Genomic DNA, 22,932 nt, shown 5'->3' on the forward strand with positions numbered 1-22,932 from the left:
ATGCCGCACGCACCCACACCGCGCCTGCCCAGGCTGCGCCTGGTCCTGCGCACCCCGCTGGGCCTGGCCGCCGCGATTGCGAGCATCGTCATCGCGCTGACCGCGATCCTCGGCCCGATGTTGCTCGGCGACACCGCGGAGCGGATCGACACCGACCAGATCGGCCGACACAGCGGCATCGAGCACCTGTTCGGTACCGACGCGCTCGGTCGCGACATCGCCGCCCGGGTGGTGGTGGCCACCCGCCTCACCCTCGAACTGACCCTGTTCGCCACGCTGATCGCGGTGGCCGGCGGCCTGCTGCTCGGCGTGCTGCCGGCCGTCCTGGGCCGCCGCGCCGGCCGCCTGGTCGTCGCGACGGTCAACCTGCTGGTCGCCTTCCCCGGCCTGCTTTTCGTACTCTTCCTCTCGGTCATCTTCGGCGTCGGCACCTTCGCCGCGTCGTTCGCCATCGGCCTGGGCGCCGCCCCCGCCACCGCCCGACTCGTACAGAACCTGACCGCCTCGATCGCCGGCACCGACTATGTGGCCGCCGCGCGGATCCTCGGGGTGGGCCGGTTCCGGATCGTGGTCCGGCACATCCTGCCCAACATCGCCGAACCGGTCGCACTGTTCGTCGCCCAGGTCGCGGCCGGCATCCTGGTCGCCTTCTCCGGGCTGTCCTTCCTCGGCCTGGGCGTGCAACCGCCCGACTACGACTGGGGACGCCTGCTCAACGAGCAGCTCGACCGGGTCATGGTCGACCCGATGTCGGCGTTCGGCCCGGGCGCCGCGATCGTGCTCACCGGCATCACCTTCGGCCTGATCGGCGAGGCGGTGGCCAAGGCGAACGCGGGCCGCGGCGCGCCGCAGGCCGAGGTCGCCGAGACCGTCGTCGCCGAACCGGCGGCCGAGCAGGCCGAGTCCGGCCTGCTGACCATCGACCACCTGCGGGTGCGCTTCCCCGGCCACACCGCCGTACACGATGTCTGCCTCAGCGTCGCCGAGGGCGAGGCGGTCGGCATCGTCGGCGAATCCGGCTCCGGGAAGAGCCTGACCGCGCTGGCCACCGCCGGCCTGGTCCCGCACCCGGGCCGAGTCAGCGCCCGGACCCTGCGCTTCGCCGACCGCGACCTGAACAAGCAGGCACCCAAGGGCACTTCGCTGGCCATGGTGTTCCAGGACCCGATGGCCTCGCTCAACCCGGCGCTCACCGTCGGCCGGCAACTGGCCGAGGTGGCCGAGGTGCACCACGACGCCGGACGCGCCGCCGCCCGGGCCCGGGCCGTCGCCCGACTCGGCGCGGTCGGCATTCTCAACCCCGAACTGCGGGTCCGCAAACGCCCGCACGAGTTCTCCGGCGGCATGCGCCAACGGGTGATGATCGCGATGGGCCTGATGGGGGAACCTCGGCTGATCATCGCCGACGAGCCGACCACGGCGCTCGATGTCACCGTGCAGGCCCAGGTGTTGGCCCTGCTGCGGGACGTACGGGCGGAATCCGGCGCGGCGTTGTTGCTGATCTCGCACGACATCGCGGTGGTCTCCCAGGTGTGCGACCGGGTCGTGGTGATGTACGCGGGCCGGATCGTCGAGGAACTCCCGGTCGGCGACCTGGCCGCGGGCGTTGCCCACCCCTACTCGGCCGCGCTGATCGGCGCGGTGCCCAGCATGACCACCGACCGGGACGAGCCACTGGCCACCATCCCCGGCCGCCCGCCCGAGCCCGGCGAGGACCGCGCCGGTTGCCCGTTCGCGCCGCGCTGCGCCCGGGCGACCGACCGCTGTCGCACCGAGGAGCCGGTGCTGGTGCAACTCGGCCCGGGCCGCAAGGTCGCCTGCTGGGACCCGATCGAGACGGCAACCCGCGAACTGGAGGAGGTCCGATGAAAGCCGCGAGTACGCAGGGCCCGGTCGTCGCCGAGGCGACCGGACCCACCGCGCCGACCGCCACGTCCGGTTCGCTCGAACTGCGACACATCAGCGTGCGCTACGGGCGCGGGCGCGGTGCGGTGACCGCCGTCGACGACGTCAGCCTCGAGGTGCCCGCCGGGCAGGTGGTCGGCCTGGTCGGCGGCTCCGGATCGGGCAAGTCCACGCTCGGCCGGGCCGCGGTCGGCCTGGTGCCGATCAGCGCGGGACACGTCCTGGTGGACGGCGTCGACCAGGGCCGGCGGCCCGGTCGTCGCCCGATCCAACTGGTCTTCCAGGACCCGTTCGCGTCGCTGAACCCGCGCCTGAGCATCGGCGCCTCGGTGGCCGAGGCGCTGCCACGCGCCGACCGTACGCGGCGCGCGGAGGAGGTGGCCCGCTATCTCGACCTGGTCGGGATCGACGCGAGCCTGAGCGGCCGGTTGCCGCACGCGCTCTCCGGCGGCCAGCGGCAACGCGTGGCGCTGGCCCGGGCGTTGGCGGCACGACCGGCCGTACTGGTCGCCGACGAGGTCACCTCCGCGCTGGACGTCTCGGTCCAGGGCGCGGTCCTCAACCTGATCCGCGACCTGCAGCGCGAGCTCGGCTTCGCGATGTTGTTCATCTCGCACAACCTGGCCGTGGTGCGCTACCTCGCCGACCGAATCGCGGTGATGGATCGGGGAGTTCTGGTCGAGGACGGCCCGGCCGCACAGGTGCTCGAGAACCCGGCGCACGAGTACACCCGGGCCCTGCTGTCCGGGGTGCCGCAGATCGGCGAGCCGCTGCCGGTACGTGTGCCGGTCGGGACCGGGGCGAAACCGGCCGAGCCGGCCGACGTCGCCGACGCGGCGACCAAGGCGACCAGGGCGAAGCCGGCGGAAGCGGCCGTGCCGGCCGAACAGGAGACGGAGGCCGGGACCCGATGACCCCGACACCGGCGGGCGCGCGTACCGGCGGCGACCTGTACCGCGCCGACCGCGGACCCGAACCCGACCCCGGTGCCCCGCGCGACCTCGATCCGGTGCGCGACCGCGCGGCGGCGGCGGCCGACCGCGCGGCCCGGGCCGCCCACACCGAGATCCGCGAACTGCACACCCTGGCCGAACTGACCGACGCGTGCGACCTGTTCCAACGCGTCTGGCAACCGGCCCCGACCAACCCGATGATGAACACCGACCTGATGCGGGTGTTCGCGCACGCCGGCGGCTATGTCGCGGGCAGCTACACCGGCGACCGGCTGACCGGCGCCTGCGTGGCCCTGCTCGCCACCGACGGCCTGCACTCGCACATCGCCGGCGTCGACCGACACGCCCGAGGGCGTGAGGTGGGCTACGCGCTCAAGGTGCATCAGCGCGCGTGGTGCCTGGCGCGCGGGATCACCCGGATCTCCTGGACGTTCGACCCGCTGGTCGGGCGCAACGCCTACTTCAACCTGGCCAAGCTCGGCGCCGTACCGGCCGCGTATCTGGCCGACTTCTACGGACCGATGGCCGACGCGCTCAACGGCGACGACTACTCGGATCGGCTGCTGGCCCGCTGGGACCTGGCCGCCGACCGGGTCGCGCTGGCGTGTGCCGGGGTGCCGCAGCCGGCCGAACTCGACGACGCGGCGCGGGAGGTCGTGGCCGGCATCGAGGTGGGACCCGACGGGCGGCCGATCGTCGGCCGCACGGACGCGAACGTGGTGTCGGTCGCGGTGCCGCGCGACATCGAGGCGCTGCGCCGGACCGACCCGGCGGCGGCACGCGCGTGGCGGCTCGCGGTGCGCGAGGTGCTGGGCGGGCTGCTGGCCGACGGCCTGGTGGTGCGCGGCTTCGGCCGGCACGGCGCGTACGTGCTGGATCGGGTCCCGAAGGGGCGCTGAACCGGGAGGTGCGACGGGGGTGGAACCAGCGCGGAGCCGGGGCGGAACCGGGGCGGAACCGACCCGGATCCGGGCCGGAACGGGGGCGAAACGGGCCGGCCTGCGGGCGCGGATCAGGCCGCGATTTATCCGCACATCCGCTCCAAGATCGTTTAGACTGCCGCCCACGTACCGGTCATCGGCGACGTGGCCGGTACGAAGTGCTCGACGGGGGACCCGTGTCGACCGATTGGATCCCCGATCATGAACATGCCGGCCATACCGCGAATACCCCTCCGGCCGAGCGCCCCCACCCCCGCCGGGACGGCGGGCGGCCGATGACCGCCCACCCGCGCGCCGTGCTCGGACGCATCATCGACGACCTCGGCTCGACCCTGTTCGAGCTGGCGGCGGGCACCCCGGACCCCGACCGCGAGGTCACCGGCGTACTCATCCACGACCCGCACGACGAACCCGCCCACCTGCCCGGCGCGGTGGTGCTCGGCGTGGCCGTCTACGGGACACCGGCCATCGCCACCCTGGTGCACCGCGCGGCCGGCCTGGGCGCGCCCGCCGTCGTGGTGCGCGGCCCGGTCGTGGTCGACGCCGACCTCGAAGCCGCGGTGGCGGCCACCGGCGTGGTGGTGCTGGCACTCACCCCGGGTGCGTCCTGGTCCCAGGTCGCCACCCTGCTGCGCGCGCTGCTCGCGGTGGACGAGGTGGGCGGCACGCAGACCGGCGAAACCCTCGACGGGGCGCCGTCCGGCGACCTGTTCGCCCTGGCCAATGCGATCGCCGCGCTCCTGGACGGCCCGGTCACCGTGGAGGATCGCAGCGGGCGCGTGCTGGCCTTCTCCAGTCGCCAGGACGAGGCGGACGAGCCGCGGATCGCCACCATCCTGGACCGCCAGGTGCCCGCCGAGATGTTGCGGATCCTGGAGGAGCGCGGCGCGTTCCACACCCTCTACCGCAACGAGGGGCCGCTCTACCTGGCCGGCATCTCCGAACTGCCCCGGGTGGCGATCGCGGTCCGCGCCGGGGACGAGATCCTCGGCTCGATCTGGGTGGTCGTACGGGCGCCGCTGTCCGCCGAGTTGGAGCGCTCGCTGACCGAGGCGGCCAAGGTGGTCGCGCTGCACCTGCTGCGCCGGCGGGCGGGCGCGGACGTCGAACGCAGGCTGCGCACCGACCTGTTGGCCACGGTGCTGGAAGGCGGCCCGGCGGCGGTCGACGCGGCGGGCCGGCTGGGCCTGGCGCATCAGCCCGCCTGCGTGCTCGCGCTCGCCGTGGTCGGCGACGCGGCACCGGCCGAACGTACCGCCGAGGAGCACCGGATCGTGGACGCGCTGGCCCTGCACCTGGCCGCGGTACACCCGCGCACGGCCACCGCACGACTGGGCGGCTTCACCTACGCGATCCTGCCCACCGAGTCGGACGCGCGGGCGGTCCGCCTTGCCGAGGAGTTCCTGGCCCGGATCGGCGGGCGGATCGACGCGGTGGTCGGGATCGGCCGAGTGGCCGCGCGCGCGATCGACCTGCCCGCCTCGCGCGCCGACGCGGACCGCGCACTGCGGGTGTTGCGCTCGGGGCGTGCACCGCTGCGCGTCGCCAGGTTGTGCGACGTCTACGTGTCCTCGCTCCTGGTCGACGTCGCCGACCGGGTCGCCGCCACCGACGACGCCCCGGCCGGCCCGGTTGCCCGGCTGCGCGCCTACGACGCCGAACACGACACCCGCCTGACCGAGACCCTGGCCGCCTGGCTGGACACCTTCGGCGATGTGACGGCCGCCGCGGCGGCGGTACACGTACACCCCAACACCTTTCGCTACCGCCTGCGCCGCCTCTCCGAGGTGGGCGCCATCGACCTGACCGACGGCGACGCCCGCTTCGACGCGATGTTCCAACTCCGCCTACACGCCACCCCCACCGGCCGGTCCGCGCATCGGGCCGGCGACTTCACCCTGCCCCGGGGGCCCGTGCCCACCCCGGTCCGCGGCGTGGTCGGGCCACGGGCTCACGAGGTGTAGTCGGCGTTGACTCGGACATAGCCGGCCGAGAGATCGCAGCCGTACCCGGTCGCCGTGCCGCCGGCGAGGCCCAGGTGGATGTGGATGTCGACCTCCGGGCGACGCATGTACTCGCCGAGTTCGGCGAGGGCGGCGGGGGTGGGGTCGGCGGGATAGACCTCCAGTGCGCCGAAGCGGACGGTGACCCGGTTCGGGTCGATGTCGGTGTCCGCCGAGTTCTTGCCGACGGCCATGACGACTCGGCCCCAGTTCGGGTCGGCGCCGTGCACGGCGGTCTTGACCAGGGGCGAGTTCAGGACACTCTTGGCGACCCGCTTGGCCTGGGCGTCGTCGCGGGCCCGGTCGACGGTGACCCGGAGCAGCTTGGTGGCGCCCTCGCCGTCCCGCGCGAGTTGTTCGGTCAGGTCCAGGCACAGGTCGGCGAGGGAGGCGGCGAACTCCGCCGGATCGACCGGCCCGGCCGCGCCGTTGGCCAGGATCGCGGCGGTGTCCGAGGTCGAGGTGTCGGTGTCCACGCTGAGGCAGTTGAAGCTCTTGTCCACCGCGGCCCGGAACGCGGCGTCCAACTCGGTCGGCGGCACGGCCGCGTCGGTGAAGACGTAGGCGAGCATCGTCGCCATGTCCGGCTCCAGCATGCCGACCCCCTTGGCGACGCCGACGATCCGGGCCCGGCCGACGGTGCGTTCGGCGGTCTTGGGACGCGTGTCGGTGGTCATCATCGCGCGGGCCACCCGGACCGGATCGGCGTCGAACCCGGCCGGGCCGAGCCGCGCGGCCCGGTCCAGATGGGCTCGGATCGTGTCCATCGGCAGCGGCCGGCCGATCACGCCGGTCATCCCGATCAGCACCTCGTCGGTCGGCACGGCCACGATCGCGGCGATCCGACCGGCCACTTCGGCCGCGTGTGTGTCCCCGGGCCGGCCGGTGGCGACGTTGGCGTTCTTGGCCAGCGTGCCCACCGCCCGGAGCCGGCGGCCCGCCGCATGCTCGCGGCTCAACCGCACGGCCGCGCCCGCGAAGCGGCTGCGGGTGAACACCGCGGCGCTGACGGCGGGCCGGTCGGACACCACGATCGAGATGTCGTCCCCGTCGGCGCGCAACCCGCCGTGTCCGGTGTAGGCCCGGAAGCCCACCGGCCAGGTCGGCGACGCGCGGAACCGATCGACTGCATAGACATGTTGCATGAAGCATATTCTTGCATGGCGACCGGGGGGTGCGCCGAGATTTTTCCGGGGCTTGCGGTGGGTGGGGTGCGGGCACGGATCGGGTGGGAGGTGGTTCCTGTGGTGAGCGATGTCGGAGATTCGGCGGGGATGAGTCGGTTCGATCACATCTACGATCAGCCGGATCCCCGGGCCTTCTTTCGGGCCCTCGGAGAGTGGGAGTACCAGACACCGCATCATGCGCAGGGGATATTTCGGCGGCTGGTGGCCGTGCGCGACGCGGGCGGCGTGGTGCTGGATGTCTGTTGTTCGTACGGGATCAACGCGGCGCTGCTCAATCACGACGTGACGCTGGCCGAGTTGTACGAGCGGTATGGGTCGCCCCCGGTCGCGGCGTTGGACACCGCCGCGTTGATCGAGGCCGATCGCGAGTGGTTCGCGGCTCGGCGGCGGGCCGACGCGGTGCCCGTGGTCGGGCTCGACGTGGCGGGCAACGCGATCGCCTATGCGCGGGCGGTCGGGCTGCTGGATGCCGGATTCGCGGAGAATCTGGAACTCGCGCCGCCCTCGGCGGAGCTGCTTCGGGCCGCGCGGTCGGCGCGGCTGATCACCGTCACCGGCGGGGCCAGCTTTTTGTCACCGCGGACCTTTCGGCCGTTCCTGGCCGAGGCGAAGGGGTCGGTCTGGGTGGCGGCGTTCGTCCTGCGCACCGGGTCCTACCAGGGCATCGCCGACGGGCTGCGGGGACACGGACTGGTCACCGAGAAGGCCGGTACGCGGACCTTCCCACAGCGCCGCTTCACCAGTGCGCGGGAGCAGCGGTACGCCGTCGACGCGGTGACCGCCGCCGCCGAGGATCCGTGGGGCCGGGAGAGCGCGGGCTACTTCCACACCGCGTTGCATCTGTCCCGCTCCCGGGCGGATGCCGAGGCCTTCCCGCTCGACGTGTTGTTGGCAACGCAAGGGTGATCGGTGATCGGTGATCGCTCAGACGAAACGGATGTGCTTCGCCCCGGTCCAGGCTCGGCGCAGCCGGCCGCGGACCGGGCCGTCGGTGTTCGGCGTCAGGGTCAACCCGGTCGACGCGGCGATCCGGTCGGCCACCCGGGCGGTGCCGATCCGGTCGGTGTGGATGTGCTCGGCGAACTCCGGGTCGACCAGGCGTTCCAGGCACAGATCCAGGCGGGACACCGCGAACGTCTCCCGGCGCAGCGGCGCCTCCTTGCCTGCCACCAGCCGTACCGCCCGCCCGAATCCCCGCTCGCGCAACCGCCGCAACACCGTCTCCCGCTCGGCGAGCAGCGCGAAGTGCCGGACGTCGTGGCCGCGTTCGCGCAGCCGCCCGACGGTCTCCCGGAAGTAGCCCGGATCGATCACCGTCATCGGCACGAGCACCGTGCCCTCGTGCCGGGTCAACGCCAGGTCCAGCACCTCGAACACGCCCTGCCGCCAGGCCGGCAGATCCTGGAAGTCGCCGCGCAGCGCCCTCGGCAACATACGATGCAGGCCGAAGCCGACCTGCTCCGGATCACAGACCACACTGCCCGGCAACCGCCGGTGCAATTCGTGCGCGGTCTGCGTCTTGCCGCCCCCGAAGGGGCCGTTGATCCACACGAGCATGGGACGACCCTAAATGGTCGGCGCCGCAAGGTGAACTCACCAAGTGCGGCAAGCACGTCGGCCTCGCCGATCGGCGGCCGGGCCCGCGAACGCCCGCCGCCGACCGGAACCCGATCGGCGACGTCCTGGGCGTGGTCGGGGACCGGTGACGGGGTGGGCGGGCGTTCCTTGAGTGCCTGATAGCGCCGACGGGACCGCCCGCCGTTGGCGGCGGTGTTGCGGGCGATGCCCAGCAGCCACGGCAGCGCGCTGTCCCGGTCCAGGGTGACGGCGCTTCGGTGGCGCCATGCCTCCAGGAAGACCGCCGAGGTCGGATCCTCGGCCTCGGCCCAGGAACCGGTGCGGCGGGACAGGAAGTTGTAGACAGTGCGGGAGCTCCGGTCGAAGATGACCCCGAACGCCTCGGGCTCACCTGCGCATGCCCGCTCCCACAACTCGCGATCGCATATCGGGGTGATGGTCACACCCTGTCTTGTCCGACGGGCCGTTGCGGGTTCCCGACGACCGTACGACCATCCGGACCCACGATCGGCACGCCGGGGCCGGCGTGGAGTTCGATCTCGAGCGTACTCGCGACGGCGCCGGCGATCCGGATCAGGTACGGAGAGCCGAACGGCGCTTTTCAGACTTACCGAGCCGACCACAAACCCCGTGTCCCGTCGCCCGCGCACCCGTTGAACAGCGCGTGATCACTCCTCGCACCGCACGCCGCACCGCCGTGGCGGCCCTGTTCCTGACCGCGATCGTGGTACCGGTGGCCCGCGCGGCCACCACCACCACGCCGTCCGCACCGGCCGCCGTTCGGCCGGCCGACGTGCTCGAGCCGCCGTTGCCCGTCGAGCAGTTCCCCGCCGAGGTCGGGCAAGCCTGTGCGATCTGGAAGGACCTGCGCTGGCCGCACGCCGATCGACCCACGGATTATCCGGTGCCGAACACCGATCTGGTGATCCGCGGCAGCAATGTCTACGGCAACCGCAGTGGCGACCTGCCGCACAACGGCTTCTACCGCGAATACGACGTCAACCCCCGGCACCACGGCGACCACCGCGACGCCGAGCGGCTGGTCCGGGATCCCGGCAACGACACCGTCTGGTACACCGGCGACCACTACGCCAACTTCCGTCGCATCGCCTCGGGTTGTTCCTGAGCACGCCCACCCGGCCGGCGCACACTCGCCCCGCTCACTCGGGCAGGGCGTCCGCCAGCAACCGGGCCAACAGCGCCAGCACCTCGTCCAGCGGATAGTCGGCCCCGCCGATCGCGTGGTGCAGTTCGATCCCGTCCACCGCCGCGAACACCAACTCGGCCAATACCCGGCTCTCCCGGCTCGCCCCGGCACCGTCGCCCGTCACCGCGCGCGTGAACGTCTCGACGGTCCACGCGTTGAGCCGGGCGAGCCGGGCGCGCAGCGCGTCGTCGGCCAGGGCCAGTGCGGTGATCGCGAAATAGGCCCGGGTCGCGTCCCCGTCCGCGCACATCCGGGCCACGCTCTCCAGATAGGCCCGCCGCCGCTCGCCCGGGGTCGCCGCCGCGCCCGCGCGCTCGGCGAAGTCCGCCACCGGGTCGGCGTACAACATGTCCATCAGCGCCTCGATCAGCCCGTGTCGGGTGCCGAAGTGGTAGGACACCGTGGTCACGTCCACGTGCGCCTCGCGCGCCACCGCGACCAGGGTCAGCCCCGGCGTCCCGGCGCGCAGCAACACCCGATGTGCGGCGGCCAGGATCGCCCGGGTGGTCGGCTGGTAGTCCGCCGGCCGCCGGTCCAGCGGCGTGCCCTCGCCCGCCGGTCGGCGAAACACCTCGCGCGGCCGACCCCGGCCGCGCCGGGTGGCCGCCGGTGCGGGGTCGGCCGGCGGCTCGGGGCTCGTCGGTGGTTCGTCGGCCATCGCACCCCGTCGTGAATCCGTAGCGAATCCGTCGTGAATTGTTCCCATGCCGGCCCCGTCCCGTCGAGGTTAGCGTCACTCGCGTCTCCCCGACCGCACGACCCGAGGACGTGGCATGCGTCGACTCACCGCGGACATCACCTGGGCCCTGACCAGGCTCCACCTGGCCGGCAACCGGTATCTGGCGCTGCCCTTCAAGGAGTTGCCCTCGGCCACCGCCGAACGTTTCCCCCGGGTGGACACCTCACGCGCGACCATGGTCGCGATGCGGGACGGGACCCGGCTGCGCACCGACGTATACCTGCCCGCGGACCGTACCCGCGCGCCGATCGGCACCCCGGTCCCGGCGATGTTGATCCGGATGCCGTACGGGGTGCGCGAGGCGTACGCGTACATGCCGGCCGTCGGCCGCTACTGGGCCCGGCGCGGATATGCCGCCGTGCTCCAGGACGTCCGCGGGCGGTTCGGCTCGGAGGGGGTCTGGACGCCGTTCGCGCACGAGGGCGAGGACGGCTGGGACACCATCGACTGGGTGGCCCGGCAGCCGTGGTGCGACGGGCGGGTCGCGATGAGCGGCGAGTCGTACTACGCGTTCACCCAGTGGGCCGCGGCGGCCTCCGGGCATCCCGCGCTGGCCTGCGTGGCGCCCGGCGACATGGGGTTGGACCAGTACACGCTGCTCTACGAGGGCGGCGCGCTGTGCCTGTCGAGTACCGCGCTGTGGGCGTGCGACCAGGCCGGCCGCGGCTACCTCAACCCCTACCGGTTCGACACCCGACATCTGCCGGTGCGCGACATCGCGGACGCGGCGGGCCTGCCCGCCGAGCACTACCGGGCGATCGTGGACCACCCGGCCCGGGACGACTTCTGGGCCGAGGGGGATCGGCGCGACCTGCTCGACCGGGTCGAGGTGCCGGTCCTGGTGTGGAGCGGCTGGTACGACAATCTGCTGCCGGGCACCCTCCAGTGCTGGACCGAACTGGAACGCCGCCGCCCCGACCTGCGCGACCGCCGCCGACTGGTCCTCGCGCCGACCGATCACGAGACGAGCTGCGACTTCGACGGCCGGGTGGGCCGGATCCCGATCCCGGCCGGGCCACGTTCGTGGGACCGGGTCCTGGAGTTCACCGACGCGGTACTGGCCGGCGAGCCGCTCGGGCCGCGCGTCCGGGCGCATGTGACGGGGGAGGACACGGTCCGGTACGCGGACACCTGGCCGCCGCCGGACGCGGTTCCGCTGCGCCTGTTCCTGCGCGCGGACGGCGAGTTGACGCCGGAGCCGCCGACCCCGGACGAGCCGCCGACCGCTTTCGCCTACGACCCCTGCGACCCGGTCGCCGCCTGGGAGGGCCGCGATCCGTGGGCGATGACCACGACGCTCACCGACCGCCGGCCGCTGCACGCGCGAGCGGACGTGCTCGTCTACCGCAGCACGCCGCTCCCGGACCCGGTCACCGTCCTGGGCGACGTCCGGGCGAGCGTGTCCGTGGCCACCGGCGCGCCGGACGCCGATGTCACCGTGACCCTGCTCGACATCTGGCCCGACGGCTACGCACAACTGGTCCAGGAGGGCATCCGCCGACTCTCGCACCGCGATCCGGCCGCCGCGCCGCGACCCGTCGAACCCGGCCGGGTCTACCGCGCCGAGGTCGAACTCGGCGCCGGCGGACACCGATTCGCCGCCGGACACCGGATCGGCGTGGAACTCTCCGGCAGCGCGTTCGACCGCTGGGACCGCAACCCGCACGCCGGCCGACACACCGTGCACCACGACGGCAAGGCTCCCTCCCACCTGGACCTGCCGATCCTCGGCGGCCGGGGATGAACCCGCTGCCCAGGCGGGTGCGCTGGGGGTACGGCGGCGGCGAGTGGGCCAACGCGGTGATGTGGACGGCGTTCACCACGCTGTTCCTGTACTACCTCACCGACGTGGTCGGCGCCGGGCCCGCGCTCGGCGGCTTCGCGATGATGGTCGGCACCGCGTGGAACGCGATCCTGCAACCGTGGGTCGGCCTGCGCTCGGACCGACACCGATCCGGGCGCGGCCGGCGCGGCCCGTTCCTGCTCGCGGCGGCGCTGCCGTACGCGCTGACCTCATGGCTGCTGTTCACCGACTTCGGGCTGACCGGCGCGGCCCGCGCGGTGTACTACCCGGTCGTCGTGCTCGCCTGGTTCACCAGTCTGACCGTCTTCTACGTGCCCTATGGCGCACTGGGCGCGGAGCTGAGCACCGACTACGCGGAACGCACCGCGCTGGCCACCGTACGTACCGCGTTCTCCCAACTCGGCGCGCTGCTCGGGGCGATCGCGCCGCTCGCGTTGCACGGCGTGCTCGGCGACGCGCTCGGCGGCGGCGACCGGGTGGGCTGGTCGGCGGCCGGCGCGGTCTGCGCACTGTCGGCCACCGGCGGGCTGCTGGTCACCTGGCGTACCTCGCGCGGCTGCGAACCGGTGGTCGTCGAACCCGCCGAGGACGCCCAAGGCCCGCGCGCGAGCCTGGAGTTGTTGCGCTCGCCCACCCTGCGGCTGCTGCTCGGGGTGCTCGCCTTCGGCTGGGCGCCGCTGGGGGTCACCGGCGCGGTGGCGATCTACTTCGCGGTGCACGTGATGGGCTACGCCGAGGGCACCGCGTCGCTGGTGATGCTGACCTGGTTCGTCAGCGGTCTGGTCTGGCTGCCGGTGGTGCGTCGGGTGGCCGACCGGATCGGGACGTCCCGCACCTACGTGCTGTTCACCAGCGTTTGGGCGGTGCTGCAATGTCTGTTCCTGCTGCCGGGACGCGGCGACGACGCGCTGTTCTGGGCGCTGATCCTGCTCGGCTCGGCGGGCAGCATGGCGGTCGCGGTGACCGGGTGGTCGATGCTGGCCGATGTCGCCGACCGAGAGGAACTGCGTACCGGGCGGCGCTGCGAGGGCGCGGTGTACGGGCTGGCCGCATTCGCCCAGACGGCGGTGGCCGCACTGGTGGTGTGGCTGGTGGGGCTGACCCTGGCGGCGGCCGGCTACTCCGGCGGCGACGATCCGGACGCCGGTGCCCGGACCGCGATCCGGGTGCTGATGTCGGTGGGTACGGCGATCTGGCTGCTCCCGGGCATCTGGTGCGCGGGCCGGATCGCGCTGACTCGCGCCGACCACGCACAGGTCCGCCGGGAACTGGCGAACCGCCACGGCCCGGACGCGAAGGTGGGCGACCGGTAACGGAGCCGATCCAGGCGGGAATTCGATACTGATCCACGCGGGAATTCGACAATGGGTTCGGCGGCGGTCAGCCGAGCGCGCCCAAGCCCTTCTGGAGATCTTCGAGGTTCATCACCGGTTGCATCGTGACCTTGGCACCCAGCGAGAAGAACGGTTCGGCGCACGTCGGCATCTCGGACGAGTCCTGCATGTCGAACACGGCCAGACACGAACGCCCGCCTTCCAAGGCGGTGAAGTAGATGGCCTCCGGCTTGAGTTGCTCGACGATGCCCTGGATGGTCTTGGGCAACGTACCGTCGGCGATGGCTTGGTTGGCCACCTCGGTATTCATCCGGGCGGTCAGGAGAATGCGCATCGATCTCACCTGCGTCTCGGTACGGATCGCGCTCCGCGCTCGCCTCGGGCGCTTCGGAGGGCTCGATCACGTACGTTTCCAGCCTCCTCCGCCGTGCCGGCCCGTGCAAACGCGTATGAACGTGTCGGTCGGGTATCGAAATGGTATGAACGCGCGTCATCGCGCTCCTTCGAAGCGCCCGCCCGGCAGCGAGGCGGCTCATCCGCGCAGCGACCTCGCCGCGCGTCGGGTGATGTCCGCGATCGCGTTGCCGGTCTTCGTGATCGGGTGCGCGGTGTGCGTGGTGGCCGCCGCGGGCGATGTGGCCGAGGTGCGCACGTTCTGGGTGATCGCGGCGATCGTCTGCGCGGTGACGGCGATCATCGCGTGGATCGACCTGTTGGTGATCGCCCGCCGGATGAGCGCCGAGCGGGGCGGCCCCGCGCGGCACCGGCGGTGAGCGGCGGCGGGTCGCTCAGTCGAGCCGCGTGGTCTCGGGAACGTGTGCCGCTACCTCTACCGATACCTCTACTACCTTCTGCACCTCTGCTTCCGGTGCGGTCGGTGCCGGCTCGCGGTGGGCGTTCTCGGAGCGGGCCGTACCGAGCGCGGCGATGGTGACCAGGACCATGCCCACCAACTGGCCCGCCCCTGGCACCTGGTGCAGAAAAACCAGGCCGGCCAGCAGGGCCACGGCCGGTTCCAGGCTCATCAGGGTGCCGAACGCGGCGGTGGTCAACCGGCGCAGCGCGAGGAGTTCGAGGGCGAACGGCAGGATCGGGATCAGCAGCGCCAGCGCCGCCGCCTCCAGCACCACGAGCCAGGTCACGTCCCCCGAGACCACCTGCGGCACACCCACCACGGCACTCGCGAGCGTGGCCACCGGGATGGAGAAGGCCAGGCCGTCCAGGCCCGCGAACCGGTCGCCGATCCGCTGGGTGAGCACCACGTATCCGGCCCAGCCGGACGCGCCGATCAGCGCGAACAGCACGCCGAGCGAATCGATGTCCCCCTGCCACGGGTGGGTGGCCAGGACCACCCCGGCGAACGCGAACAGCGGCCAGACCAGCCCCCAGCGATCGCGCCGGCGCAGCACCGCCACGCCCAACGGGCCGAGGAAGGCGATCGCCACCTCGGTGCCGAGGGGGATCCGGGCGATCGCCTCGAATCCGCCCACCGTCATCACCGCACTGGCCACCCCGAGCGCGGCGGCGGCGCCGAGGTCGGCCCGCGAGCGCCGCCACGGCTTGGGGCGGACCAGGATCAGGAAGAACAGCGAGGCCCAGCACAGCCGCAGCCACGCGGTCCCCGCCGGGCCGGCCGCGTCGAACAGATGGGTCGACACGGCCGAGCCGATCTGCACGGTGACGATCGAGCCCAGCGCGAGCAGCGGGGCCGGTGATTTGATCATGCGCCCATTGCAGGCGAGGACAACAGTCCGCGTCCACCGCGGATTGGTGGACAGACCATCCGCTCGGCGCGGATGATGGGCGGATGGAGACCCGTCTGCTGCGTACCCTGGTCGAACTCGATCGACTGGGCACCATGCGTGCCGTGGCCGAGGCGACCGGATACGGCACCTCGGCCATCTCCCAGCAGATCGCCGCGTTGGAGCGGGAGACCGGCGCCGAACTGGTCGAGCGCACCGGCCGTACGGTCCGGTTGACCTGCGCCGGGCGCCGGTTCGCCGAGCAGGCGGTGGACATCCTGGCCGCCGAGGAGGCGGCCCGGGCGGTGTTGAGCGCCGACGGCGAGCCGAGCGGCCTGCTCAAGGTGGCCGCGTACGCCGCCGCGATCTCGGCCGATCTGCTGCCGGTGGCGGGGGAGTTGGCGCTTTCCCATCCGGATCTGCGGCTCGAGCTCCAGGAGCGGGAGCCGGCCGAGGTGCTCGAACTGCTCGCGCACGACCGGGTGGACCTGGGCTTCGGCTACGACTACAGCCTGTTCCAGCGCTTTCGCGACGACGGCGCGGCGGTGCGGATGATGTGCCGCACTCCGCTGGTCCTCGCCGTCCCGGCCGGGCGCGGTGCGGTGCCCGAACGGATCGATGTGCCCCGCGAGTTGCGTGCGCTGGAGGCGCTGCCGTGGGTGGTCAACTCGCGCGGCGACCAGGACGGCGAACTGGTGTCCCGGCTGTGCGGGATCGCCGGCTTCCGGCCCCGGATCGCACACCGCGCGGACAGCCTGGATCTGATCCTGGACTTCGTCGCGGCCGATCTGGGCGTTGCGGTGGTGCCCTCGTTCGCGCCGATCCGGCCGGGCGTGCGGCATGTGGCGATGCCGGGCATCGAGGTCGAGCGGCGGATGTTCGCGATCACCCGCCCCGGCGGCCAGTTCCGGCCCGGCGTGGAACTGGTGGTGGCTCGGGTGGCCGCGCACCGGGTGCTGGTGGATCGGGCGGCCGGGCACGCGGCGTGAGCAGGGGTGGTCGGTCGGGGTGCGTTCGGGCGGTCGGCCGCCTGCTCAGTGGGCGAGGGCCGCCGTGCGGGGCGGGGTGGGCTCGGGATGCGCGATCTCGGTGTGCGCGGTCTCCTCGGTGTGGCCGACCCGCCAGTAGCCCATGAACGCGATGGCGCGCCGGTCCATGCCGCGTTCCTCGGCGAGGTGGCGCCGCAGCGCCCGGACCCGGCCGGCCTCGCCGGCCAGCCAGGCATAGCCGTGCTCGGTCGGCGGCCGGACCGCGCGGACCGCGTCGAGCAGGCGATTCTCGCCGGCCGGCGCATCGCCCCGGTGCAGCCAGTTCACCCGCATCCCCGGCGGTGCGGCCAGCTCCTGCCGATCCGCCTCGGTGGTCACCTCGACGAACACATGGCCACGCGCGTCGGCCGGCAGCGACTCGACGATGGAGCCGATCGCGGGCAACGCGGCATGGTCCCCGACCAGCAACAACCGCCGCCCGGCGGGCGGTTCGAAGCTGTAGCCGCCGTTGCGCACGGCGGTCGGCCCGAGCAGCTCGATGGCATCGCCGGCGCGGGCCGTGCGGGCCCAGCGCGAGGCCGGGCCGCCGGGCGCGTGCAGCGCGAAGTCGATGTCGATCTCGACCGGATTCCGGCGCTGCGCCCGCACGGTGTAGGTGCGCTGATAGGGGCGATCGGCCTCGGGGATCCGGGCCCACGCCTCGCGCCAGGTCAGCTCGTCCCGGGTGATCCGGGCGGCCGGTCGGCCCTCGCGCGGGACGAACAGCTTGACCCGCTGATCGGGTCCGCCCGGCACGAAATCCGCCAGGCGCGGGCCGGTCAGGGTGATCCGGGTGGCGTTGCGGGTGATCGGCGTGTTGCGGACCACGGTGAGTTGGAAGGGCCGGTACAGCTGCGCACGGCGTTCACGTTCGGTGCTGATGGGAACTCGTCCTCTCGGACACGGTCGGCCTGGGCCGACACGGGACGATGTCCAGGTTAGGTTAACCTAACCGAAGCCCGTTCGGGATCACCGACGAGCCGCGCGACCCACCCGAACGGCTCTGCGTCGGGCCGGATTTGGCCACCAGGTATGGCTACCCTAAGTTGTCTCGGGTCCGGGTCGAGGCAGGTCCGGGGCGGCGCGTCCGAGGGAGACGGATCACGCATGCGGCTGTACCTGCTCGCGCTCAACCCCACCGACTCGGTGACCGACGGCTTCCTGCCGGCCGCGCAGCGGATGGGCGTGGACGTCACGGTGCTCACCGAACCGGCCCACGCGGCGGGCCATCGCGCGGTTGCCGCGCCGTTTCCGGCGGTGCGGGTGGCGGAGTGCGAGGTACGCGACTTCCGCGCGGTGGTGGATTTTGTCGACCGGGCGCCGCGACCCGACGCGGTGTTCACCAACAGCGACCATCTCCAGGTGCAGGCGGCCCTGGCCGCCGACTGGTTCGACCTGCCCGGCAAGGACTGGCGGGCCGCGCTGCGGACCAGGAACAAGGCCCGGATGCGCCGCCGATTGGCCGCCGCCGGCATCGAGACGGTATGGGCCGCCGAACTGGCGCCCGGCCGGGAGCCCAAGGAACTGCTCGCCCTCGAACCGCCGTACCCGTGCGTGGTCAAACCGCGAGAGGGGGTCGCGGGGGAGGACGTGGTGCTGGTCGCGGACGATTCGGAACTGGTCACACGCTGCCGGGAGATCCGGGCCCGCCGGGGGGAAGCGGCGTTGCTGGTCGAGGAGTTCCTGCCGGGCGAGCTGTACACCCTGGAGACGCTCGGCGATCGGCACGGCGTGCGGGTCCTGGGCGGGTTCCACACTCGGCTGTCGCCGCCGCCGCACTTCGTGGAGCTGCGCCTCGACCTGGTCGCCGAGCCGCCGGCCGCGATCGTGGCCGCCGTGCTGGACCGACTCGTCGCGTTGGGCGTGGGATTCGGCGCGTGCCACACGGAGTTCGTGGTCCACGATGGGCGAGTGCGGCTGGTCGAGGTCAACTACCGGGCCATCGGCGACCAGTGCGACCTGCTGCTCGCGGACGTCCTGGGCATCCCGCTCTTCGAGCACATCCTGCGCGTCCACCTCGGCACGGACCTGCCGGTCGACCTCGGCGCACGAAACGACCGGCATGCGCGCCTCGACTACCCGTGCGCGGACCGGGCGGGCACGCTCAGCGCGGCCCCGAGTCGCGAGGACACCACCCTCCCCGGCGGGATCCGGGCCGACTACCACCCACTGCGCACGCTCGGCGAACGACACGAACTGCACCACTCCAACCGGGACTACCTCGGCGTACTGCGCACGATCGGCCCGAACCGGGCGGCGGTGGACCGCACGGCCGAGGACTTCCTGACCGGGCGAAGCTGGAGCATCACGCCGTGAGGGGGGCCACGGGCGACGTACCGATATCGGCGCCAGACGCCGACGACGCGGCGTCGGCACAGGCGCCTGCGGCGGCTGTGCCTGCTGTGCCTGCCGCGCCTGCCGCGCCTGCCGCGCTCGCTGTGCCGGTTGCGCCTGGCGCGCCCGCTGTGCCTGCCGCGCCCGCCGCACACGTCCCACCGGCTGCGCCTGCCATGCGCATCCCGCTACCTGCGCTACCCGCGCCGGCCGTGCCTGCTGTGCCTACTGTGGCCGCCGCGCTCCCCGCGCCCGCTCCGTCCGCCGCGCGCGTCCCACCGGCTGCGCCTGCCATGCGCATCCCGCTTCCCGCGCCTGCTGCGCTCCCCGCGCCCGCTGCGCTCCCGGTGCCTGCCGAGTCCGCCGTGCTCCCCGTGCCCGCTCCGTCCGCTGCGCTCCCGGTGCCTGCCGAGCCCGCCGTGCTCCCCGTGCCGGCCGTGCTTGCTGTGCCTGCCGCGCGCCCACCGGCCGCGTCTGCCACGCGCATCCCGCTCCCCGCGCTCCCCGCGCCGGCTGCGCCCGCTGCGTTCCCCGTGCTTGCCGCGCCCACCGCGCCTGTCGAGCCCGCCGCCCCCGTCAGCCCGGCCGCCCCCGCCGAGCCCGCCACCCCGGCCGCCCCCGCCGCGCCCGCCGCCCCCGGCACGGTCGACCCGGTTGATGGCGAGCTGTTGTGTCGGGTGCTGGATACCGTGTTGCGTGAGGATGTTTTGGGGTTGCGGACCACGGCCGTGCCGGTTGAGTGGTCGGATGGTACGTGGTTGCGGTTGGCAGCGGGAGCCGGCCGGTGGTTGTTGCCGGTGCGTGTCGACGGGTTTCAGTGCGAGTACGCGGCTCGCGCGCCGTTTCTGCTCGGGTGCGCCGACGGTGCGTGGTTGACCGGCACCGATGCGGTCCTGGCGGCGTTGTGTGCGGTGGCGGATCCGCGCGATCGGGTCGGCTTCGAGCATTTTGCCGAGGAGTGTCGGCAGGCGGGTCGGGCCAATCGGCTGTTGGCGGATGCCGGGCCCGCCGTGCGAGACGGGCTTGCCGCGCGCTACGGGCCGGACCCCAGCGGGTGGATCGGGCTCGGGTCGGCTGCGGCGTTGGATACCTTGGCCGCGCACGTCGATCATCCCATCCACCCGACCGCGCGGGCCCGTTCCGGTCTGGACGCGGAAGCGCTGCGGCGGTACGCGCCCGAGTACCATCCGAGTTTCCGGCTGCGTTGGGCGCTGTTGCCGGGTGACGCGACCACCCGTACCGGGACGTTGCCCGCCTGGTGGCCCACCCCCACCGAGCTCGGCCGGCCCCGCCTCGAGCGCAGCCATCTCGCCCTGCCCGTACACCCGTTGACCTTCGATCGACTCCCATCCGCGGTCGTGCGCACCGACCGGCCGTACCTGGACGTGCGTCCGACGTTGTCGATGCGTACCGTCGTGGTCGCGCGTGATCCCGCCGTTCATCTCAAGCTTCCGCTGCCGATCGCCACGCTCGGCCGGCTCAACCGACGCACCATCAAACCCGGCACGCTCGTCGACGGCGCCGCCGGGCAACGGTTGCTCGCCGAGCTGATCGCCCGCGAACCACGATTTCGAGAGCGGGTGTTGCTCGCCGACGAGCAGACCACACTGCATGCCGACGACGAGTTGCTCGGCACGCTGGTGCGGCGCTATCCGGCCGGGCTGGACGCGGCGCTCGTGCTCCCGGCCGCCGCGCTGCTCGCCCGCGCGGCGGCCGGCACGCCGGTCCTCGACCGGGTCGCCGAACGTTTTTACGGCGGCGATCGATTCGCGCTGCTCGATGCCTACCTCACGCTGTTGCTGGACTGGCAGACCACGCTGTTCCGCTACGGCGTCGCGCTCGAATCGCATCCGCAGAACGTCTCGCTGGTGCTGGCCGAGGACCGTGCGCCGCGCCTGCTGTTCAAGGACAACGACGGCCCGCGGGTCAACCCGGCCCGATGTCCACTCGGACCCGCCGGATTCGCCGACGCGCGCACCTACAGCCCGGACGACGGCCCGCTCGCCGATCTGTTCGTGACGATCACCGTGCATCTGTGCGTCGGCGCAATCGCGTTCGCCCTGCCGCCCGCCGAACGCGAGCGGCTGCTGCGACTGGTGCGGGATCGGCTGGACGAGTTGGCGGATCCGTGGCTGCGGCGCCGGGTGCCGGCGGCGGATCGGCTGCCGGTGAAGGCGATGGTCACCGCCGGGACGCTGCTGGACAAGGCCCGATCCGGCGCGGCGGACATCAACAAGTACTACACGACCGGGCCGAACTACCTGCGATGGGATGCCGATTCGCGCTGACGGCCCGGTCCCCGCCGCGCCCCTGCACCACCTCGAACCACTGGAGTCGCCCATGCCGCTGCCGTCGGCCCAACCCCGGACCACGACCCCGCCGACCCCACCCGCCGCGCTGCCCTCGGCCGGGGACGCGGTCGCCCACACGCTGCTCAACTGCCTGAACCGGGAGGTCTGCGGCCCGGAACGGCGGACCGCGGTCGAGCCCGACGGTGGCCGGCTGCGACTGTCCCTGGCCCACTCCGGCACCGAACTGCGGGTCCGCGTCCGGCGCAACACCCTGCTCGGCGACCACCGCTTCACCGGACCGGTGGCCGAACTGCGCGGGGGCGCCTGGCGCACCTTGACCTGGGCCGAGCTGGCCGAGCGGATCCACGCCGAACTGGGCCTGCGGACCGGGGTGGGCAACGACGAGTTCCTCGACCAGGTCGCCGCGAGCCACGCCGGGGTGGTCGCGGGCCTCGGTCGCCGGGCCGCGCCGCCCGCGTCGCGCTACCTCGAGTCGGAGCAGGCGCTGCTGTTCGGGCACCGCTTCCATCCCACGCCCAAGGCCCGCGGCGCCGATCCGGCGACCTGGGCGGCCTACGCACCGGAGGCCCGGGCCGCGTTCTTGCTGCGGCGGTTGGCGGTGCGTACCGAACTGGTCGCCCAGGAACGGCTGTCCGCCGAGGACACCGCCGTGCTCGACCGGCTCGGCGCGGCACCGGCCGGATACACGCTGCTCCCGGTGCGCCCGTGGCAGTATCGACTCCTGGCCGGCCACCCGAGTCTGCGCGCCGCGTCGGCCCGGGGCGACGTGCTCGATCTGGGCGTGGGCGGGCCGGAGTTCACCCCGACCGCGTCGGTACGCACACTCTTCGGCGCGGGTGTGTTCCTGAAGTTCGGCCTGAATGTGCGGATCACCAACTGTGTGCGCAGGAACGCCGCGTACGAGCTGTCCGGGGCGGTGGCGCTGACCCGCGCGCTGGCTCCGGTGCGCGCTCGGCCGCCGGCTCGATTCCCCGACTTCGGGTTGCTCGGCGAACCGGCCTACCGCAGTGTTTCGCCGACTCTGGCGCCCGAACTCCTGGAGGGATTCGGGGTGATCGTCCGAGACGGACTGGCGGCGCGGGTACGGCCGGGGACGACACCACTGCTGGCCGGCGCGGTGGCCGCCGAGTACGCGGTCGGATCCGCGCACGTGTCCCGGCTGTCGGCGGCGGCCGGGCCGGCGGCGGCGCTGCGCTGGTGGGACGACTACCTGCGGCTGCTCGTACCGCCGGTGCCGGCCGCCTACTTCGAGCACGGTGTGGTGCTGGAGCCGCACCTGCAGAACGTCCTGGTCGCCGTGGACGACGCGGGTCGGCCGCGCCAGGTGCTGATCCGCGACATGGAGGGAACCAAGCTGCTCGCCGGCCCGCACGCGGCCACCCTGGCCGCACTGCCCGCCTCCGTGGCCGGCCCGATGACCTACGACGCACGTCGCGGTTGGGATCGGGCGGCCTACTGCCTGTTGGTCAACAACATCGCCGAGATGCTCGCGGCGCTCACCGACCCGTACCCGCACCTGGAGGCCCGCGGCTGGGCGCGGGTCCGCGCGGTGCTGGCCGACTGCTCCGCCGCGCACGGCGAACCCCCGCCGCTGCGTGCCCTGTTGGCGGGCGCACCACTACCCGCCAAGGCCAACCTCCTGGCCCGCTGGGCGCGTCGCGCCGACCGCGAGGCGGAATACCTGCACATCCCCTCGCCGTTCGCTCCGCCGAACCCCACCGGCGCGGCCCGTACCCCCGCCCGGAGCGTCCGATGACCCCGCGCCCGGCCCGAGCCGGCGTCGCTCGTCGCGCCGCCGAGCGAATGCCCGCCCACGTGCCGGATCGCCCCACCACCGACCACACCGCGCCCGTCGGGCCCGGCCG

At 73.1% G+C, this 22,932-nt stretch carries 19 protein-coding genes and 1 pseudogene; 13 read left to right on the plus strand and 7 right to left on the minus strand.

The features are described 5' to 3' along the window. From ABIA38_RS09345 to ABIA38_RS09360, 4 genes are all read left to right on the plus strand, one after another. Window positions 1-1,869: a dipeptide/oligopeptide/nickel ABC transporter permease/ATP-binding protein gene (locus ABIA38_RS09345; RefSeq protein ID WP_424638020.1), complete on the plus strand. Its 1,869-nt coding sequence runs from the start codon at window positions 1-3 to the stop codon at window positions 1,867-1,869. Further along, window positions 1,866-2,819 (plus strand): ATP-binding cassette domain-containing protein, encoded by a 954-nt coding sequence (locus ABIA38_RS09350; RefSeq protein ID WP_424638021.1) that lies wholly within the window; start codon window positions 1,866-1,868, stop codon window positions 2,817-2,819. The genes ABIA38_RS09345 and ABIA38_RS09350 overlap by 4 nt, the downstream gene beginning before the upstream one ends. Next, complete coding sequence (locus tag ABIA38_RS09355; RefSeq protein ID WP_424638022.1) at window positions 2,816-3,757, plus strand: GNAT family N-acetyltransferase; 942 nt, start codon at window positions 2,816-2,818, stop codon at window positions 3,755-3,757. Before ABIA38_RS09350 ends, ABIA38_RS09355 begins: the two co-directional genes overlap by 4 nt. Before the next feature lie 317 nt (window positions 3,758-4,074). Next, the gene (locus ABIA38_RS09360) at window positions 4,075-5,763 is read left to right on the plus strand and encodes a PucR family transcriptional regulator (protein ID WP_424638023.1); all 1,689 of its coding nucleotides are present in this window, start codon (window positions 4,075-4,077) and stop codon (window positions 5,761-5,763) included. Here the strand turns inward: ABIA38_RS09360 and argJ are convergent. Continuing rightward, complete coding sequence (gene argJ, locus ABIA38_RS09365; RefSeq protein WP_424638024.1) at window positions 5,751-6,947, minus strand: bifunctional glutamate N-acetyltransferase/amino-acid acetyltransferase ArgJ; 1,197 nt, start codon at window positions 6,945-6,947, stop codon at window positions 5,751-5,753. The two genes, ABIA38_RS09360 and argJ, sit on opposite strands and share 13 nt — an antisense overlap. Before the next feature lie 129 nt (window positions 6,948-7,076). Here argJ and ABIA38_RS09370 point away from each other — a divergent pair, with 129 nt between their 5' ends. After that, a complete protein-coding gene (locus ABIA38_RS09370) occupies window positions 7,077-7,895 on the plus strand; it encodes a hypothetical protein (RefSeq protein WP_424638025.1) in 819 nt (272 codons plus the stop codon). A gap of 18 nt (window positions 7,896-7,913) precedes the next feature. Here ABIA38_RS09370 and ABIA38_RS09375 read toward each other — a convergent pair whose 3' ends face one another. After that, a complete protein-coding gene (locus tag ABIA38_RS09375) occupies window positions 7,914-8,546 on the minus strand; it encodes an AAA family ATPase (protein WP_424638026.1) in 633 nt (210 codons plus the stop codon). A gap of 194 nt (window positions 8,547-8,740) precedes the next feature. Then, window positions 8,741-9,217 (minus strand): annotated as a pseudogene (locus tag ABIA38_RS09380) (RNA polymerase sigma factor); the annotation flags it as partial. A gap of 14 nt (window positions 9,218-9,231) precedes the next feature. On the opposite strand from ABIA38_RS09380, the gene ABIA38_RS09385 reads away from it, so the two are divergent. After that, entirely contained in the window at window positions 9,232-9,693 is a 462-nt protein-coding gene (locus ABIA38_RS09385) for a ribonuclease domain-containing protein (protein ID WP_424638027.1), read from the plus strand. A gap of 34 nt (window positions 9,694-9,727) precedes the next feature. On the opposite strand, the gene ABIA38_RS09390 is transcribed toward ABIA38_RS09385, so the two are convergent. Beyond that, on the minus strand, window positions 9,728-10,432 hold the full coding sequence (locus tag ABIA38_RS09390) for a TetR/AcrR family transcriptional regulator (RefSeq protein ID WP_424638028.1): 705 nt from the start codon (window positions 10,430-10,432) through the stop codon (window positions 9,728-9,730). A gap of 115 nt (window positions 10,433-10,547) precedes the next feature. Between ABIA38_RS09390 and ABIA38_RS09395 the strand changes: the two genes are divergently transcribed. Next, window positions 10,548-12,257, plus strand: coding sequence for a CocE/NonD family hydrolase (locus tag ABIA38_RS09395; RefSeq protein WP_424638029.1), 1,710 nt, complete (start codon window positions 10,548-10,550; stop codon window positions 12,255-12,257). Further along, a complete protein-coding gene (locus tag ABIA38_RS09400) occupies window positions 12,254-13,630 on the plus strand; it encodes an MFS transporter (RefSeq protein WP_424638030.1) in 1,377 nt (458 codons plus the stop codon). The genes ABIA38_RS09395 and ABIA38_RS09400 overlap by 4 nt, the downstream gene beginning before the upstream one ends. 67 nt (window positions 13,631-13,697) lie before the next feature. Here the strand turns inward: ABIA38_RS09400 and ABIA38_RS09405 are convergent, their stop codons facing one another. Continuing rightward, window positions 13,698-13,985, minus strand: coding sequence for a hypothetical protein (locus tag ABIA38_RS09405; protein ID WP_424638031.1), 288 nt, complete (start codon window positions 13,983-13,985; stop codon window positions 13,698-13,700). 145 nt (window positions 13,986-14,130) lie between these two features. Between ABIA38_RS09405 and ABIA38_RS09410 the strand changes: the two genes are divergently transcribed. Continuing rightward, the gene (locus ABIA38_RS09410; protein ID WP_424638032.1) at window positions 14,131-14,424 is read left to right on the plus strand and encodes a DUF6343 family protein; all 294 of its coding nucleotides are present in this window, start codon (window positions 14,131-14,133) and stop codon (window positions 14,422-14,424) included. 15 nt (window positions 14,425-14,439) lie between these two features. On the opposite strand, the gene ABIA38_RS09415 is transcribed toward ABIA38_RS09410, so the two are convergent. Further along, complete coding sequence (locus tag ABIA38_RS09415; RefSeq protein WP_424638033.1) at window positions 14,440-15,375, minus strand: EamA family transporter; 936 nt, start codon at window positions 15,373-15,375, stop codon at window positions 14,440-14,442. An 83-nt stretch (window positions 15,376-15,458) separates the two neighbouring features. On the opposite strand from ABIA38_RS09415, the gene ABIA38_RS09420 reads away from it, so the two are divergent. Next, window positions 15,459-16,382 (plus strand): LysR family transcriptional regulator, encoded by a 924-nt coding sequence (locus ABIA38_RS09420; RefSeq protein ID WP_424638034.1) that lies wholly within the window; start codon window positions 15,459-15,461, stop codon window positions 16,380-16,382. A gap of 45 nt (window positions 16,383-16,427) precedes the next feature. Here the strand turns inward: ABIA38_RS09420 and ABIA38_RS09425 are convergent, their stop codons facing one another. Then, window positions 16,428-17,249 (minus strand): siderophore-interacting protein, encoded by an 822-nt coding sequence (locus ABIA38_RS09425; protein WP_424638035.1) that lies wholly within the window; start codon window positions 17,247-17,249, stop codon window positions 16,428-16,430. Window positions 17,250-17,528: 279 nt separating this feature from the next. Between ABIA38_RS09425 and ABIA38_RS09430 the strand changes: the two genes are divergently transcribed. The 3 genes from ABIA38_RS09430 to ABIA38_RS09440 all read left to right on the plus strand — a co-directional run bounded on the left by ABIA38_RS09430 (window position 17,529) and on the right by ABIA38_RS09440 (window position 22,823). Beyond that, window positions 17,529-18,737, plus strand: coding sequence for an ATP-grasp domain-containing protein (locus ABIA38_RS09430; RefSeq protein ID WP_424638036.1), 1,209 nt, complete (start codon window positions 17,529-17,531; stop codon window positions 18,735-18,737). An 890-nt stretch (window positions 18,738-19,627) separates the two neighbouring features. After that, window positions 19,628-21,043 carry an IucA/IucC family protein gene (locus tag ABIA38_RS09435; protein ID WP_424638037.1) on the plus strand — a complete coding sequence of 472 codons (1,416 nt, stop codon included), beginning with the start codon at window positions 19,628-19,630 and terminating at the stop codon, window positions 21,041-21,043. Between the two features lie 52 nt (window positions 21,044-21,095). Beyond that, the gene (locus tag ABIA38_RS09440) at window positions 21,096-22,823 is read left to right on the plus strand and encodes an IucA/IucC family protein (protein ID WP_424638038.1); all 1,728 of its coding nucleotides are present in this window, start codon (window positions 21,096-21,098) and stop codon (window positions 22,821-22,823) included. Window positions 22,824-22,932 lie beyond the last annotated feature (109 nt).

It is taken from the genome of Embleya sp. AB8 (assembly GCF_049739465.1).
GTDB lineage: Bacteria > Actinomycetota > Actinomycetes > Streptomycetales > Streptomycetaceae > Embleya.

Coding starts and splice junctions, on each gene's coding strand:
- ABIA38_RS09395 (WP_424638029.1), top strand. CDS start 10,548: ATGCGTCGACTCACCGCGGACATCACCTGGGCCCTGACCAGGCTCCAC.
- ABIA38_RS09420 (WP_424638034.1), top strand. CDS start 15,459: ATGGAGACCCGTCTGCTGCGTACCCTGGTCGAACTCGATCGACTGGGC.
- ABIA38_RS09355 (WP_424638022.1), top strand. CDS start 2,816: ATGACCCCGACACCGGCGGGCGCGCGTACCGGCGGCGACCTGTACCGC.
- ABIA38_RS09390 (WP_424638028.1), bottom strand. CDS start 10,432: ATGGCCGACGAACCACCGACGAGCCCCGAGCCGCCGGCCGACCCCGCA.
- ABIA38_RS09430 (WP_424638036.1), top strand. CDS start 17,529: ATGCGGCTGTACCTGCTCGCGCTCAACCCCACCGACTCGGTGACCGAC.
- ABIA38_RS09415 (WP_424638033.1), bottom strand. CDS start 15,375: ATGATCAAATCACCGGCCCCGCTGCTCGCGCTGGGCTCGATCGTCACC.
- ABIA38_RS09410 (WP_424638032.1), top strand. CDS start 14,131: ATGAACGCGCGTCATCGCGCTCCTTCGAAGCGCCCGCCCGGCAGCGAG.
- ABIA38_RS09350 (WP_424638021.1), top strand. CDS start 1,866: ATGAAAGCCGCGAGTACGCAGGGCCCGGTCGTCGCCGAGGCGACCGGA.
- ABIA38_RS09405 (WP_424638031.1), bottom strand. CDS start 13,985: ATGCGCATTCTCCTGACCGCCCGGATGAATACCGAGGTGGCCAACCAA.
- ABIA38_RS09375 (WP_424638026.1), bottom strand. CDS start 8,546: ATGCTCGTGTGGATCAACGGCCCCTTCGGGGGCGGCAAGACGCAGACC.
- ABIA38_RS09370 (WP_424638025.1), top strand. CDS start 7,077: ATGAGTCGGTTCGATCACATCTACGATCAGCCGGATCCCCGGGCCTTC.
- ABIA38_RS09345 (WP_424638020.1), top strand. CDS start 1: ATGCCGCACGCACCCACACCGCGCCTGCCCAGGCTGCGCCTGGTCCTG.
- ABIA38_RS09400 (WP_424638030.1), top strand. CDS start 12,254: ATGAACCCGCTGCCCAGGCGGGTGCGCTGGGGGTACGGCGGCGGCGAG.
- ABIA38_RS09360 (WP_424638023.1), top strand. CDS start 4,075: ATGACCGCCCACCCGCGCGCCGTGCTCGGACGCATCATCGACGACCTC.
- ABIA38_RS09440 (WP_424638038.1), top strand. CDS start 21,096: ATGCCGCTGCCGTCGGCCCAACCCCGGACCACGACCCCGCCGACCCCA.
- argJ (WP_424638024.1), bottom strand. CDS start 6,947: ATGCAACATGTCTATGCAGTCGATCGGTTCCGCGCGTCGCCGACCTGG.